The sequence below is a fragment of the Burkholderia ambifaria AMMD genome (assembly GCF_000203915.1).
GTDB classification, from domain to species: domain Bacteria; phylum Pseudomonadota; class Gammaproteobacteria; order Burkholderiales; family Burkholderiaceae; genus Burkholderia; species Burkholderia ambifaria.
On the sequence record NC_008391.1, the window covers coordinates 1,274,193 to 1,287,687 of the forward strand.

Here is a 13,495-nt window from a genome sequence, read left to right on the forward strand (position 1 = left end):
GCGACGCAGGGTGAGCCGCCGGTTATGCCGGCAGCCGCCCGACCCATGCGGCAAGCTGCGCTTCGCCGTCTTCATCGAGCTTGCCCTTCAGTTCGCCGTACCACGGCGCGATCGCGTCGGCCGGCTGCGTGACCTTCAGGATCTCGAAACTGTTCTCGAGGAATGAAGAAAAGAACGGAATGCCGCGCAGGTGGAGGAAGGTCGAGTCGGTGATGTGCACGTGGCCGTACACGTCGCGCACCCAGGCGAGATGCGGCAGCGCCTCGCGCAGGTGGCCGCTTTGCATCAGCGCGGAGATGAAGTTCACGCGCGCGGCGACATCCGACTGCTCGTGCGTGTCGTGATTGACCTCGGCGGCCTTCTGTAGCCACGCTTCGCCGCGCTCCACTTCGTCGCACATCACGGATGTCGTCGCGAGCTGCACCGCGTTGTGCGCGCTCGGCTCGTGGTCGAACAGCGCAAGCCAGTACGGAAATGCTTCCGGGTAACGCTTCATCGCCGAGTACGACAGCGCGCACAGGCGCGCCGCATCGGCGAGCCGCTCCGCATGCGGCGCGGCGGCCGCGATCGCGGCTTCGTGCCGGCCGGCCTGGAATGCCTTCAGCGCGGGCGCGAGTTCCGGTGCGATGTCGGGGGCGTCCTGCCCGGCCGCGTCGTGAGCGTCCGGGGCGTCTGACGCTTGCGCCAAAGGCGCGGGCGATGCCGCTTCGTCACGCGGTTTCTTTCCGAACAGCTTTCCCAGCAGGCCCATGGTGTTGTCCTTGTCGTTGTGAGCGGTCGATGGCGGCTTCCTGCAGCGGCGCGCAATGCGCGGCATGCGTGGATCGCCGCACGGCGACCGCCATCTTACGCGCGCCCGGAGTCGGCAAGAAGCGCCCGACGGTCGGGCACCGCTGTGAGCAAGCCGCACACCATCAAACTGCGCGGCCGCGAAGCCGGCCTGCGGCACGTTCATCAGCGGGATCGTGTCATCCTCTCCGCACGACAATATTGAGAATTCTTTGAGATATTGAGACGCGCATTCGGTCGCGCCTTATCGTGCTGCGGCGGCTGGGCCCAGCCGCTCACACCCGGGTCGACTTCTTGCGAATCTGTTCGACGCATGTCAACCGGCCACGACAAACAACATCATTCGACGCATACCCAACCGTGAAAATTGAAAGCCATTTCAGAAAGATGGCGCCGCTCATGATGGCCCTCGTATTAGCGGGGTGCGGCAACGATACGTCCGTTTCGTCCGCTCAGCCGACGCAGCAACAAACCGCGCTCGCGAACTTGAACGAAGCGACCTCCGGCAAACTGGACGCGCTACTGGCACTCCGCGCCGCGCATCCGGACAGCGGCACCGAACAGCTCATCGAGACGCTGTCGCGCGAATTTCTCGGCACCCCTTATCGGGACGGCATGCTCAAGGGGGCCGCGACTACGCCGGAACAACTCGTGATCGACTTCAGCGGACTCGATTGCTTCACTTATCTCGACTACGTCGAAACAGCGAGAAAGGCCGTGACAAAAGCCGACTACGCCGATCGTCTCGTCCGGACGCGCTACGTGAACGGCGACATCGACTTCCAGCACCGCCGTCATTTCTTCACGGACTGGGCCAACCGGCCGGTGCTGCTGGCCGATGACGTGACAACCGCGCTCAGCGCCCGCGCCGTCACGGTCACGAAGCAACTCAACAGGAAAGCCGACGGCGACACGTACGTGCCTGGACTGCCGGTGGTCCGGCGGGACGTCGCGCATATCCCGAGCGAATTCGTCGACGACTATGTCGTCAGCCGGCTCCGGACCGGCGATTACATCGGCATCTACGCGAAGGCGGACGGCCTCGACGTCACGCACGTCGGCTTCTTCGTCGCGACAAGCGACGGGCCGATGCTGCGCAACGCGTCGTCGAAGAAAGCCAACATGAAGGTCGTCGATTCGCCGTTTCTCGAGTATGTGAAGAACACGCCGGGCATCGTGGTGCTGAGGCCGCGCGCCTGAGCGACACGGCGCCCCGCGCTCAAGCCCCCGGCGCGCGATCGCCGCGATCCATCCCGCGCCGGTACGCGGCGGGGCTCGTCGCGGCGACGCGCCGGAAATGCCGGCGCAGCGACTCCTCGGAACCGAAGCCCGAGCGCGCGGCAATCTGCGCGAGCGACAGCGCGGGATGCGTTTCGAGCATGTCCTTCGCGAGGTTCACGCGCTCGCGGATCAGCCACATGAGCGGCGACATGCCCGTCGCATCCGCGAACTGGCGCTGCAGCGTGCGCGTGCTCATCGCGGCCTGCGCGGCCAGCGACGCGAGCGTGTGCGGTTCGGCCGCATGCGCGCGCATCCAGTCGATCAGCTTCGCGAGCCGGTCGCTGCCGCCCGGCGCGACCGGGCGCGGCACGAACTGCGCCTGGCCGCCATCGCGATGCGGCGGCAGCACGAGGCGCTGCGCGACGCGGTTCGCGATCGCACCGCCATGATCGCGGCGCACGAGATGCAGCAGCATGTCGAGCCCGGCGGCCGAGCCGGCCGACGTGACGATCTGCCCTTCGTCGACGTACAGCGCGTCGGGATTCACGCGCAGCGCCGGATAGCGCGCCTGCAGGCGCTCGGCGTAACGCCAGTGCGTCGTCACGGTCAGCCCGTCGAGCACGCCTGCCGCCGCGAGCACGAACACGCCCGAGCAGATCGAACAGAGCCGCGCGCCGCGGCGATGCGCGGCACGCAGCTTCTTCAGCAACGGTTCCGGCGGCCGTTCGGCCGGATCGCGCCAGCCGGGAATCACGATGGTGTCCGCGCGATCGAGTGTCGCAAGCCGGTACGGCGCGGCGACCGTGATGCCGCCCGCCGCGCGCACCGGCCCCGGCTCGCTCGCGCACACCGCGAAGCGATACCAGTCGACGCCGAGTTCCGGGCGCTCGAGCGCGAACAGTTCGACCACGCAGCCGAATTCGAAGGTGCAGAGGCGATCGTAGGCGAGCGCGACGACGAGATGATTTTGCATGGCGCGATGTTACCGGAACTTGTCGATCGCGCCACTGCCGGAAAAGCCGGCGAACCGCGATACTGCCCTTCATTCCGGCGCATTCCGCGCCGTCCTGATGGAGCGCCTTTGATGTCATACGTAACCGACGTACCCGCCGCCGACAGCGCCGCCGCCCTCGCGCACTTCGAAGCGTCGTTGGGCTTCGAGACCGATTGCTGGGACGTGCACGACGCGCTCGCGTCCGGCGCGCCCGATTTCGTGCTGCTCGACGTGCGCAGTCCGGAACTCTTTTCCGCCGGCCACGTGCCGGGCGCACGCAACCTGCCGCACCGCAAGATCGTCGCCGGCAAGCTCGCCGAGCATCCGGCCGACACGCTGTTCGTCGTCTACTGCGCGGGCCCGCACTGCAACGGGGCCGCACGTGCGGCGATCCGGCTCGCGCGCCTCGGCCGCCCCGTGAAGCTGATGATCGGCGGCATCACCGGCTGGCTCGACGAAGGTTTCGCGCTGAGCAACGATGCGGAACCGAAGGAGCTCGCCGCGCGCTGATCGTCACTAAAAACGCAACAATCAATTGCCAGCACACAACCGGAAAAAGCGCGACAATCAGCCTCATTGCAGTTCGGATGGAGCAGCAACATGCAACACGCAGTCCTGATTCAGGTGGCCGGTTCGGTCGCAGCGATCGCGCTCTATTTTCTCCCGGCCGTCATCGCCGACCGGCGCGGCCGGCATGACAAGCTGATGATCGCGATGTTCAACGCCCTGTTCGCATGGACAGGCATCGGTTGGCTGATGACGCTGTACTGGGCCTGCCAGCCGAACCCGCAAACCGACGTCGCGCAAACCATCCTCGCGAAGCGCCGCGGTGTCAGCATGCGGACCTTCTCGACCGGTCTGGTCGAACGCGTGCAGCGCCGCGTCGCCGCCCAGGAGCAATGGGCCGAGAAGCAAGGTTGCCGTTAAGTCCCGCCGTTCCGCTTATCTCGCCGGGCCGAATTTCGGCATCCTGACGTTGGTCGAGGCCCGGTAGTCCCACACCAGCCTGTCGCGCGGCGCCTCCCCGCCCGCGCGCAACCACGCCCCGAATGCCCCCGCCGTGACCGCCCGCGCGATTTGCTCGCCCGGGCAGCCATGCGGCCCCGTGCCGAATCCGAAGTTCGGCCCCGGCGCGCGACCCGGCAGCAGCCGATGCGGCTCGCGATGCACGGCCGGATCGCGGTTCGCGGCGGCCAGCACGGCGAGGATCGCTGCACCGGCATCGACGGTCACTCCCTCGATCGTCGTGCGCGACGCGACGAAGCGGCGCGTGTTCTGCACCGGCGAATCGAATCGGCCAACCTCGGCGACGAATGCTTCGAGCGCCGCGGTGTCCGGCATCGCGCGTTCGCCCTCGGCCGCATCATCCTTCGTACCGTCCCACGCAACCAGTACATTGCCGAGCCATGCGGCCGTCGCCTCGCACGTCTGCGACAGCAGCCCGACGAGATTCGCGACGAGCGCATCGCTCGCGTGCCAGCCCGCGGCAGCGGCCGCCTGCTGAATCGCCGCGACCCAGGAGCCGTCCTGCGCACGGGTGCGCGCGACGCGCTCCGTCATCCGGTCGAGCAGTTGCCGCGCGGCGTCGCTTGCGCGGGCCAGCGCCGCGGCGTCGGACAGCGGCGACAGCGCGGCGACAAAGTCGACCACCAGCGCGGCGATGTCGTCGAGCTGCATCTCGTCGAAACCGAGCAGATCGGCGACCGCGCAAACGGGCACCGACAGACACCACGCGTTCAATGCATCCGCGTCATGCGGCGCGCGCAGCCGGCTGCCGGCCAGCTGGGCGGCACGCTCGCGCAACGCGCCTGCGTCGATCGGCGCGCACGCGGCGCGCAGCGCCTGCTTCGGCACGTCGTGCCGCAGGGCGCCGTCGTTCATGCGCACCAGCTCGCCGAACAGCGCGCCTGCCGTCGTGCCGCGCAACGCGGGCGGCACCGGCGCATCGAGCGGCCTGACGCGGCACGCCGGATGGCCGAGCACGGCTGTCACGCTCGCCGCCCGGCTCGCGACCCACAGGCCGAGCGTGGCGTCGAACGCGAGCGGCGGGCCGTCGACGAGCGTCGCGTAATAGGGATAGGGATCGCGGTGCGTCACCGCGGCAATCGGATCGGTCGGGTTCATGCGTGAAGTATCGGCGCGCGGGGCCGCCGCATGTTTCCGGATGACGTGAAATGTCGAGGTTGCCGAGGGGCTGGGAGCGCGGCCGCCGCTGCACGGCGACAGGCGGGCGACGCCGCGCCGTAGCGGATGCGGCGGGATGCGGCGGAATACGGCTGGCTACGGCGTCAGGCCGCCGACCGGTAGCGGTACGCCTGCATCCGCAGACGGACGCGCCCGGCCGAAATCGCGCGCGGCTCGGCCACCACCGTGTCGTGGTGGAACATTTCCTGCCGGAAGTGGCCGGTCTCGTCGAACCACTGGCAGATCAGCCACTCGGCATCGTCGAACACGACCGGCCCGGCATAGGTGACGGTCATGCGTGGGCCGCCGGTTTTCAGCGTCACGACATCGCCAACGCGAAAGCCGCGGTGATTTTCTCGGATTGTCATCGCTCTCTCGATTTTTTATATATTCATTTTCCAGCGGCCTGCCGACCGCTGCCTCGGATATGCCGCAGATTACCAACGCTAAAAATAACCGGCAACTCCCTAAACCAAAAAAATTATCGGTCGGAAAATCGCAACAATACCGGGCATCGGTACATCTGACAGGCATCTGGCACCCATAACCGGCGCGGCTTGCACGCCGTCGGTCCACCAGTCGAATGCGGAGAATAAACGATGTATTTCTCGACGTCATCGCGACTTTAAATCAGTCGCGATTTCGGTTGATTACAGTCAATCGATTTTCGGCTGGAAACGTTCCCAGGTTTTATCGGCGTTCATAGTGGAAATTGAACATGTGCATTATCTGGCGCCGAAAACCACCGATCGAGATCGCGGCCCGACACCGCCGCCCGCGCGAACGTAAATGTGCCGTCGCGCGCCATTTCCGTCGCGGCGCGCAGGAACGCGCCGAGCGCAGCCCGCGCCAGTGCGCCGCCGACGCTGACACGCTTCACGCCGAGCGCCGCGAGCGCATCGAGGCTCAGCAACTCGCCCTGCAACCCCATCACCACATTGACCGGCGCGCCGACCGCGCGCGTGACCGCCGCGATGTCGTCGGCGTCGTTCAGGCCCGGCGCGTACAGCACGTCGGCCCCCGCGTCGCGGTACGCGACCAGCCGCGCGATCGTATCGGCGAGGTCGCGCCGGCCGTGCAGGTAGTTCTCACAGCGCGCGGTCAGCGTGAACGGAAACGGCAGCGCGCGCGCCGCGTCGACCGCCGCCGCGATGCGCTCGACCGCCGCGTCGTGCGAATAGATCGGCGCGTCGGGGCGGCCGGTCGCATCCTCGATCGAGCCGCCCACCGCGCCGGCACCGGCCGCGAGGCGGATCGTCTCCGCGACCGTCTCGGGCGCGTCGCCGAAGCCGTTCTCGAGATCGGCGCTGACCGGCAGGCCGCCCGCCGCGACGATCTCGGCGATGTGGCCGAGCATTTCGTCACGGCCGATCGCGTTGTCGGGTCGCCCTCTCGAATAGGCAAAACCGGCGCTCGTGGTGGCGAGCGCGTCGAAGCCGGCCATCGCGAGCAGCCGGGCGGAACCGGCATCCCATGGGTTCGGGATGATGAAGGCGCCGGCGCGCGCATGCAGCGCGCGGAAGGCTTCGGCGTGGTGGAACTGCACGTTGGAATCGGACATCGCTGTCTCCTTGGAACGGGAGATGCCAGCATAGGCGCGCGCGGGACAGCGACGGTTCGGGCCGCAGTGAAATGTCGATGTGGATGTCAGAAGCTCACGTGTGCGGTGCACCGCCGGTCACGCCACGCCGCCGCTCAGGAACCGCGTTTCTTCGTCAGGAAAATGCACGACTGCGCGGCCGGACAATCCGGCAGTCCGGCAGTCCGGCAGTCCGGCAGTCCGGCAGTCCGGCAGTCCGGCAGTCCGGCAGTTCGGCAGTTCGGCAGTTCGGCAGTTCGGCAGTTCGGCAGTTCGGCAGTCCGGCTATTCGCCGAAGCGGACATAACCGCGCGTCTCGTAGAACGGCCGCGCCCGAACGTCGAATGTATCGAGCCGCACGCCGTGACAACCACACGCCCGGCTACACGACATACGCGCCCTTCGCATGCAGTTCCGCTTCAGTGCGCTCGAGCGCCGCGACCGCATCGCTGCCTTCGAGCGCGAGCAACTGCGCGACCAGCGCTTCGGTCATCGCGTGCGCGGCGACCAGCGACGGAAAGAACGACGGGCTGTCGTGCGTGAAGATCAGCTGCGCGTCGGCATGCAGCGCGATCGGCGACACCGCGCTGTCGGTGATCGCGACGATCTTGCTGCCCTGCGCCTTCGCCGCCTGCGCCACGCGCGTCGCTTCCGCCGAATACGGCGCGAAACTGACGATCACGGTCACGCTCTGCTTCGCGATCGTGCGCAACTCCATCTCGAGCGAGCCGGCGACGCCGTTGAGCAGCGACACGGTCGGCCGGAACAGCCGATAGCCGTACACGAAACCGAACGCGACCGGATAGCACGACCGGAAGCCGGCGACGTGCACGTGCGACGCCTTGCGGATCAGCTTCGCCGCGTCGGCGAGCGCGTGTTCGTTCTGCGCGGCGGTGGCGGCGAGATTGTGTTGCTGGGCGGCCAGCAGGTCATGCGCGAGCGACGCCTTCGCGTCGGGCCGCACGAGCGAACGCGCACGCTGCGTGAGCGGCTCGGGACGCGTGCGCACGCGCGCGACGCACAGGTCGCGCAGCTCGTTCCAGCCGGGGAAACCGAATTGCTGCGCGAGCCGCACGAGCGACGCGGGTTGAACCTGCGCGCGCTGCGCGACCTTGCGCATCGACGAGGTGGCGACCTCGTCGGGATGATCGAGCAAAAATGCAGCGCCCGCCTGGAATTGCGGGCTCAGTTCGGAAAATTGCGCCCGGATACGGGACGCGAGTTCATCGAAATTGGCAGCCATCTGGGTGAGAACGGGAACCGGATGCCCATGGTATCACCGGCCCCGCGCGCACCGGTCAGCGCAGCACTTCGACGTGGTCGGCATCGACCTTTACACGGCCCGACCATTTGCGCTCGAACTCGCCGGTCACCTTCACTTCGTTCTTGTCGCTGACGGGCTGGCCGGCGGCCCACAGCTTGTGATCGATCTCGACGCGGATCGTGCCCGTCGCGTCGGCGAACTCGTAATCCTCGCCGCCGACGTGCTTGACGATGCGCCCCTGCAACTGCACGTGCTGATCGTCCTTGCCGTTCGCGAGGAGTTCCTTCACGGTGGTCGTCGTCAGCGCGGACGGCCCCGTGTATTGCGCATAGGCGGCAGCCGGCAGCACCGCGAGCGCGACCGCCAGGATACTGGTCAGGTGTTTCATGATTGCGATCCTCTTGCTTGATGGGACGCCGCGCCCCGTTGAACGCGACGGGCCAAGATTACGGACCGTAAGATTAAGCGAGCCTGAAGGCCGTGCCGACGCGACACGGCGCCGCATAAGACACGTACTAAAGCGCGGCCGCCACCGCCGTTTAAGCTCGGCCTAAGACACCTGCGCTTATGATGGACACCCCGGGCGCCCGTGCCCGCCAACAGACACGAATCCATGCGCGTACTGCTCGTCGAGGACGATCCGCTGATCGGCAGCGGTCTCGAACAGGGCCTCAAACAGGAAGGCTTCGCGGTCGACTGGGTCAAGGACGGCGACGCCGCGTCGCTCGCGCTGCGCTCGACCGCGTATGGCCTCCTGCTGCTCGACCTCGGACTGCCGAACCGCGACGGCCTGTCGGTGCTCGCGTCGCTGCGCCGCCGCGACGAAACCCTGCCCGCGATCATCATCACCGCGCGCGACGGCGTGCCGGACCGCATCGCCGGCCTCGACAGCGGCGCCGACGACTACCTCGTCAAGCCGTTCGTGCTCGAGGAGCTGCTCGCCCGCATCCGCGCGGTCAACCGCCGCCATGCGGGGCGCGCGCAAACGACGCTCGCGATCGGCCCGCTGCGGCTCGATCCGGTCAAGCACCTGGTCTGGCTCAACGACGACGAAGTCACGCTGTCGCCGAAGGAATTCGTGCTGCTGCACGAGCTGATGCGCGACCCCGGCGCGGTAATCTCGCGCGAACAGTTCGAGGAACGGCTATACAGCTGGGGCGAGGAAATCGAGAGCAACGCAGTGCAGGTGCACATCCACAACCTGCGCAAGAAACTCGGCCACGACATGATCCGCACCGTGCGCGGCGTCGGCTACCGGATCGGTGACGGCGCATGACGCGCGTGCGACTCGCGATCGAGCGCTGGCGCAGCGCGTCGCTGCGGCGGCGCCTGTTGATGTGGCTGCTGCCCGCCGCCTGCGTGATCGGGCTGGTCGCAAGCGCGGGCACCTACTGGGGCGCGCTGCGCGAGCTCGACGATCTCCTCGACGACCAGATGCGCAGCATGTCGAAGCAGATCGTCGTCGGCCCGAACGGCGAGCTGTCGTTTCGCGACCACGGCGACGGCAAGCACGACTTCGAGGCCAGCGATCCCGACGCCGTGCTGCTGCAGGTCTGGCGCAACGGCACTCTGGTCTACTCGACCGATCGCGAATCCGCGCTGCCGCCGCCCGCGCAGACGGGCGTCGGCAGCGTCGACGTCGGCGGCCAGCCGTGGCGCACCTATGTGACCCAACGCGGCGGCACGACGATCCGGCTCGCGCAGGCGCGCCATGCGCGCTGGGAAGCGATCGCGGGCATCGCGGTGCATTTGCTGTGGCCGGTGTTCTCGATGCTGCCGGTGCTCGCGATCGGGCTGTGGTTCGGCATCGGCGCGGGGCTGCGGCCGCTGCGCACGATCGCATCGGGCCTGAAGCGCAGGAATGCGAACAATCTCGAACCGGTCGACGTCGCGTCGATGCCGAACGAGGTGCGGCCGCTCGCCGAAGCGATCAACGACCTGCTCGCGCGGCTCGACCGCTCGTTCACGCTGCAGCGCCACTTCATCGCCGATGCCGCGCACGAGCTGCGCACGCCGATCATGGGGCTGTCGATCCAGTCGCAATTGCTGCGGCGCGCGGCGACCTCCGACGAACGTGAACAGATCCTCGCGCAGATCCATGCGGGCACGACACGCCTCGGCCACCTCGCCGAGCAGTTGCTGACGCTCGCGCGCCTCGAACCCGATGCGCAGGCGAGTGCGTCGGCGTCCACGCCCGTCGATCTCGCCGCGCTGTGCCGCTCGGTGGTCGCCGACCGCACGCGCGTCGCCGATGCGCATCGGATCGACCTCGGCGCGATCGTGTCGTCGCCGGTGATGGCCGCCGGCAATATCGATACGTTGCGCGTACTGCTGAACAACCTCGTCGACAACGCGATCCGCTACGCGGGCGACGGCGCACGCGTCGACGTATCCGCGCGCGTCGACGGCGCCACCCCCGTGCTCGAAGTCGCCGACGACGGCCCCGGCATCCCGGAAGCCGAGCGCACGGAAGTCTGGGAGCGCTTCTATCGCGGCGAAGGCGCGCAGGCCGTCACGGCGTCGGGCAGCGGACTCGGGCTGTCGATCGTCAAGCGGATCGCCGAACAGCATCGCGCGACGGTCGCGCTCGGCACGACGCCAGGCGGGCGCGGGCTGACCGTGACGGTGCGCTTTCCCGTGCCGATCTGACGCACGGCCCGATCCGCAGCTTGTCCACAGATTGTGTTGGCAAGCTTGTGGACAACCTGCCGCTAACGGCAGCAAACCATTGATCCGAAAGAACTTGACGGTCGTGCGCAGCGAATGCGCCAGCCGGGGCGAATCTGCAGCCAATTTGACAACCAGTTGTCCATTACGTAAAGTAGTTGTCAATTCATCGCGCCATCACGCATCCCGACCATGACGAAACCCGCCAAGTTGACCGCCGTCGCGCTGTCCGTGTTCCGGCTGAACGGCCTGCTGATCGAATGGGGCAATACCTTTGCCGCGCCGCACGGCCTGACCAGCGCGCGCTGGCAAGTGCTGGGCGCCATCTCGATGGCGCCGGACGCCCCGAACATCCCGCAGATCGCCGACGCGATGGGCATCACGCGGCAGGCCGTCCTGAAGCAGGTCAACGTGCTGACCGAAGAAGGACTCGTGCAACCGCTGCCGAACCCGACGCACAAGCGCTCGCCGTTGTATGCGCTGACGCCGCGCGGTGCCGCGGCCTATCAGGCGGTGGTCGAGCACTGGCAACACCATGTCCGCGGCCTCGCCGGCCAGTTCAGTTCGACCGATCTCGATGCGGCGATTCGCGTTCTGTCGACGATGTCCGCCGCTCATGCGCCCGATGGGCATGCGTGATCGCATCGTTGGCTCATTCCCCTCAGGAGGGCGTGCCCATGTCACATTTCAAACCGATGGATCCGAACTTTCCGATCCAGCAACAGCTCGGCATCGACGCCGAACCCGTCGTCCTCGTCAACGTCTTCACGCTGGATCCGGCCGATGAAGCCGACTTCCTGGCCGTGTGGAAGGACGACGCCGCGTTCATGAAACGACAGCCGGGATTCATTTCGACGCAGCTGCATCGCGCGCTCGGCGACAGCCCGACCTACTTCAACCAGGCGATCTGGGAGTCGACCGCCGCGTTCCGCGCGGCCTTCACGCATCCCGAGTTCGTCGCGAAGCTGTCGGCCTATCCGTCGTCCGCCGTCGCGAGCCCGCATTTGTTTCAGAAGGTCGCCGTGGCGGGTATTTGTACTGCGTGAGCCGGCGCGCCGCGCACGGGTGGCACGCTGTGCTGTACTGCTCGATCGCGATCGCGAAGTTCTCCACAGAAAATGTTGGCAAGCTTGTGGATATCCTGCGCACCACAACGCTAAGCCCTTGATCCGACGGACTTTGGCACGCGTGATGCAGACGCGGCGCGCAACCGGCCGTCAGATGCGCCGGTTCGCCGCACATCGCATCACGATGCCACGTCGGCGACCGGCGATGCACGACACACGATGCGTGTCGTTCGCGACTTACCCACAGATTTTGTTGGCAAGCATGTGGATAGCCTGCGCATAGCGCGATCAAGCGCTTGATCCGAAACGCTTTGTCCGCGTCGCTTCGAATGCGGCACACGGCGGGCGAAAGGCGACCGTCGACCGGCAAAACCCCGCTCGCGTGTCGTCACGTGATGCGAAGCGCCGCCTGTCGCGCACGCCACGCCACTTACCCACAGATTTTGTTGGCAAGCGTGTGGATAGCCTGCGCATACCATGCTCAAGCGCTTGATCCGAAAGGCTTTGTCCGCGCCGCTTCGAACCGTGCAGGCAGGCCTCGCGCAACGCCTGTCGCATGCGATCGCAGCGGTCGCCGCGCGATGAACGCGACCGATGGCGCGCTTGTCCACAATTTTTGTTGGCAAGCATGTGGATATCCTGAGCATGCGTGACCTAAGTCGTTGATCGCGCAACGTTTCGACATGCCGACCACGACTGCGGCACGGCGCGCCGCCGTCGCGTCATTCATTCATCGATCGGTCGATCACGCACGCCGCGCCGCCCGCTCAGGCGAGCGTCGCGACCGCGATGCGTGCGGCCGCCGCGATCACGTCGTCCTTCGGCTTCGCATCGGCACGCGTCTGCGTGTAGTACACGGCGAGCACGATCGGCGCGCGCGACGGCAGCCAGATCACGCCCGCATCGTTCGTCGTCCCGTAGTCGCCGGTGCCGGTCTTGTCGCCCACCTGCGACCCGGCCGGCACGCCCGCGCGAATCCGCTTGTCGCCGACCTTGTTGCCGCGCAGCCATGCAACGAACTGCGCACGCTGCGCGGGCGGCAGCGCGTCGCCGAGCGTGAGCACGCGCATGCTCGCGGCCATCGCGGCCGGCGTCGTCGTGTCGCGCGGGTCGCCCGGCAACGCCGTGTTCAGTTCGGTCTCCCAGCGATCGAGCCGGAACGCGTCGTCGCCGATCGAGCGCGCATACGCGGTCACCGCCGACGGTCCGCCGATCAGCTTCATCGCGAGGTTCGCGGCCGAGTTGTCGCTGTACTGGATCGCCGCCTCGCACAACTCGGCGACGGTCATCCCCGTGCCGACATGCTTGCCCGACACCGGCGAGTAGTTCACGAGATCGGACGGCCCGTAGGTCACGCGCTGCTGCAGCAACCCCGGACGCTCGACGCTGTGCGCGAGCACCGCCGCGCCCAGCATCGCCTTGAACGTGCTGCAGAACGGGAAGCGCTCGTCCGCGCGATGCTGCGCGCGCCGGCCGCTCGCAGAGTCGATCGCGCACACGCCGAGATGGCCGCCGGCCGCGTGCTCGAGCGCGGCGAACGACGTCGCGGACGAAACGTCCTCCCCCGCGGCCGGCGACGATGCGCACGCGGTGACGGTCAGGACGAGCGGCGCCGTCGCGGCGGCCAGCAACAGGGTTCGACGTTGCGATGAGTAGGTCATGTCAGGTCTCTCGTGGTGGAATGGATGCGAAACGGCCGGCCGGCGAGACAGCACTATCGTGACTTTACG

At 67.4% G+C, this 13,495-nt stretch carries 15 protein-coding genes; 7 read left to right on the forward strand and 8 right to left on the reverse strand.

Annotated elements, in window-relative coordinates; genetic code table 11:
• Positions 1 to 22 precede the first annotated feature (22 nt).
• Positions 23 to 751, reverse strand: coding sequence for a hypothetical protein (locus tag BAMB_RS21755; protein ID WP_041491508.1), 729 nt, complete (start codon positions 749 to 751; stop codon positions 23 to 25).
• A 287-nt stretch (positions 752 to 1,038) separates the two neighbouring features.
• Between BAMB_RS21755 and BAMB_RS21760 the strand changes: the two genes are divergently transcribed.
• On the forward strand, positions 1,039 to 1,989 hold the full coding sequence (locus BAMB_RS21760) for a DUF1460 domain-containing protein (protein WP_227739317.1): 951 nt from the start codon (positions 1,039 to 1,041) through the stop codon (positions 1,987 to 1,989).
• A 19-nt stretch (positions 1,990 to 2,008) separates the two neighbouring features.
• Here BAMB_RS21760 and ftrA read toward each other — a convergent pair whose 3' ends face one another.
• Positions 2,009 to 2,983: a transcriptional regulator FtrA gene (ftrA, locus tag BAMB_RS21765; RefSeq protein WP_011659333.1), complete on the reverse strand. Its 975-nt coding sequence runs from the start codon at positions 2,981 to 2,983 to the stop codon at positions 2,009 to 2,011.
• Positions 2,984 to 3,094: 111 nt separating this feature from the next.
• On the opposite strand from ftrA, the gene BAMB_RS21770 reads away from it, so the two are divergent.
• Positions 3,095 to 3,514, forward strand: coding sequence for a rhodanese-like domain-containing protein (locus tag BAMB_RS21770; RefSeq protein WP_011659334.1), 420 nt, complete (start codon positions 3,095 to 3,097; stop codon positions 3,512 to 3,514).
• 90 nt (positions 3,515 to 3,604) lie between these two features.
• Positions 3,605 to 3,931 (forward strand): superinfection immunity protein, encoded by a 327-nt coding sequence (locus BAMB_RS21775; protein WP_011659335.1) that lies wholly within the window; start codon positions 3,605 to 3,607, stop codon positions 3,929 to 3,931.
• A gap of 15 nt (positions 3,932 to 3,946) precedes the next feature.
• Here the strand turns inward: BAMB_RS21775 and BAMB_RS21780 are convergent, their stop codons facing one another.
• The 5 genes from BAMB_RS21780 to BAMB_RS21800 all read right to left on the reverse strand — a co-directional run bounded on the left by BAMB_RS21780 (position 3,947) and on the right by BAMB_RS21800 (position 8,419).
• On the reverse strand, positions 3,947 to 5,128 hold the full coding sequence (locus BAMB_RS21780) for a cytochrome P450 (protein WP_011659336.1): 1,182 nt from the start codon (positions 5,126 to 5,128) through the stop codon (positions 3,947 to 3,949).
• A 164-nt stretch (positions 5,129 to 5,292) separates the two neighbouring features.
• The gene (locus tag BAMB_RS21785; protein WP_011659337.1) at positions 5,293 to 5,556 is read right to left on the reverse strand and encodes a YodC family protein; all 264 of its coding nucleotides are present in this window, start codon (positions 5,554 to 5,556) and stop codon (positions 5,293 to 5,295) included.
• Between the two features lie 332 nt (positions 5,557 to 5,888).
• Positions 5,889 to 6,749 (reverse strand): isocitrate lyase/PEP mutase family protein, encoded by an 861-nt coding sequence (locus BAMB_RS21790; RefSeq protein ID WP_011659338.1) that lies wholly within the window; start codon positions 6,747 to 6,749, stop codon positions 5,889 to 5,891.
• Positions 6,750 to 7,149: 400 nt separating this feature from the next.
• Positions 7,150 to 8,010, reverse strand: a complete 861-nt coding sequence (locus tag BAMB_RS21795) for a MurR/RpiR family transcriptional regulator (protein ID WP_006753956.1) — start codon at positions 8,008 to 8,010, stop codon at positions 7,150 to 7,152.
• 55 nt (positions 8,011 to 8,065) lie between these two features.
• Positions 8,066 to 8,419, reverse strand: coding sequence for a YgiW/YdeI family stress tolerance OB fold protein (locus tag BAMB_RS21800; protein WP_011659339.1), 354 nt, complete (start codon positions 8,417 to 8,419; stop codon positions 8,066 to 8,068).
• A 225-nt stretch (positions 8,420 to 8,644) separates the two neighbouring features.
• Between BAMB_RS21800 and BAMB_RS21805 the strand changes: the two genes are divergently transcribed.
• The 4 genes from BAMB_RS21805 to BAMB_RS21820 all read left to right on the forward strand — a co-directional run bounded on the left by BAMB_RS21805 (position 8,645) and on the right by BAMB_RS21820 (position 11,744).
• On the forward strand, positions 8,645 to 9,307 hold the full coding sequence (locus tag BAMB_RS21805) for a response regulator (RefSeq protein ID WP_006753954.1): 663 nt from the start codon (positions 8,645 to 8,647) through the stop codon (positions 9,305 to 9,307).
• Positions 9,304 to 10,680, forward strand: a complete 1,377-nt coding sequence (locus BAMB_RS21810) for an ATP-binding protein (protein WP_011659340.1) — start codon at positions 9,304 to 9,306, stop codon at positions 10,678 to 10,680. The genes BAMB_RS21805 and BAMB_RS21810 overlap by 4 nt, the downstream gene beginning before the upstream one ends.
• A gap of 210 nt (positions 10,681 to 10,890) precedes the next feature.
• Positions 10,891 to 11,337 carry a MarR family winged helix-turn-helix transcriptional regulator gene (locus tag BAMB_RS21815; protein WP_011659341.1) on the forward strand — a complete coding sequence of 149 codons (447 nt, stop codon included), beginning with the start codon at positions 10,891 to 10,893 and terminating at the stop codon, positions 11,335 to 11,337.
• A gap of 38 nt (positions 11,338 to 11,375) precedes the next feature.
• Positions 11,376 to 11,744, forward strand: a complete 369-nt coding sequence (locus tag BAMB_RS21820; RefSeq protein ID WP_006753951.1) for an antibiotic biosynthesis monooxygenase family protein — start codon at positions 11,376 to 11,378, stop codon at positions 11,742 to 11,744.
• A 788-nt stretch (positions 11,745 to 12,532) separates the two neighbouring features.
• On the opposite strand, the gene BAMB_RS21825 is transcribed toward BAMB_RS21820, so the two are convergent.
• Positions 12,533 to 13,426 carry a PEN-F family class A beta-lactamase gene (locus BAMB_RS21825; RefSeq protein WP_011659342.1) on the reverse strand — a complete coding sequence of 298 codons (894 nt, stop codon included), beginning with the start codon at positions 13,424 to 13,426 and terminating at the stop codon, positions 12,533 to 12,535.
• Between the last annotated feature and the right edge of the window lie 69 nt (positions 13,427 to 13,495).

Excerpts from the sequence above, each read along its gene's own strand:
- BAMB_RS21755 (WP_041491508.1), bottom strand. The coding sequence starts at position 751 with ATGGGCCTGCTGGGAAAGCTGTTCGGAAAGAAACCGCGTGACGAAGCG.
- ftrA (WP_011659333.1), bottom strand. The coding sequence starts at position 2,983 with ATGCAAAATCATCTCGTCGTCGCGCTCGCCTACGATCGCCTCTGCACC.
- BAMB_RS21770 (WP_011659334.1), top strand. The coding sequence starts at position 3,095 with ATGTCATACGTAACCGACGTACCCGCCGCCGACAGCGCCGCCGCCCTC.
- BAMB_RS21775 (WP_011659335.1), top strand. The coding sequence starts at position 3,605 with ATGCAACACGCAGTCCTGATTCAGGTGGCCGGTTCGGTCGCAGCGATC.
- BAMB_RS21780 (WP_011659336.1), bottom strand. The coding sequence starts at position 5,128 with ATGAACCCGACCGATCCGATTGCCGCGGTGACGCACCGCGATCCCTAT.
- BAMB_RS21785 (WP_011659337.1), bottom strand. The coding sequence starts at position 5,556 with ATGACAATCCGAGAAAATCACCGCGGCTTTCGCGTTGGCGATGTCGTG.
- BAMB_RS21790 (WP_011659338.1), bottom strand. The coding sequence starts at position 6,749 with ATGTCCGATTCCAACGTGCAGTTCCACCACGCCGAAGCCTTCCGCGCG.
- BAMB_RS21795 (WP_006753956.1), bottom strand. The coding sequence starts at position 8,010 with ATGGCTGCCAATTTCGATGAACTCGCGTCCCGTATCCGGGCGCAATTT.
- BAMB_RS21800 (WP_011659339.1), bottom strand. The coding sequence starts at position 8,419 with ATGAAACACCTGACCAGTATCCTGGCGGTCGCGCTCGCGGTGCTGCCG.
- BAMB_RS21805 (WP_006753954.1), top strand. The coding sequence starts at position 8,645 with ATGCGCGTACTGCTCGTCGAGGACGATCCGCTGATCGGCAGCGGTCTC.
- BAMB_RS21810 (WP_011659340.1), top strand. The coding sequence starts at position 9,304 with ATGACGCGCGTGCGACTCGCGATCGAGCGCTGGCGCAGCGCGTCGCTG.
- BAMB_RS21815 (WP_011659341.1), top strand. The coding sequence starts at position 10,891 with ATGACGAAACCCGCCAAGTTGACCGCCGTCGCGCTGTCCGTGTTCCGG.
- BAMB_RS21820 (WP_006753951.1), top strand. The coding sequence starts at position 11,376 with ATGTCACATTTCAAACCGATGGATCCGAACTTTCCGATCCAGCAACAG.
- BAMB_RS21825 (WP_011659342.1), bottom strand. The coding sequence starts at position 13,426 with ATGACCTACTCATCGCAACGTCGAACCCTGTTGCTGGCCGCCGCGACG.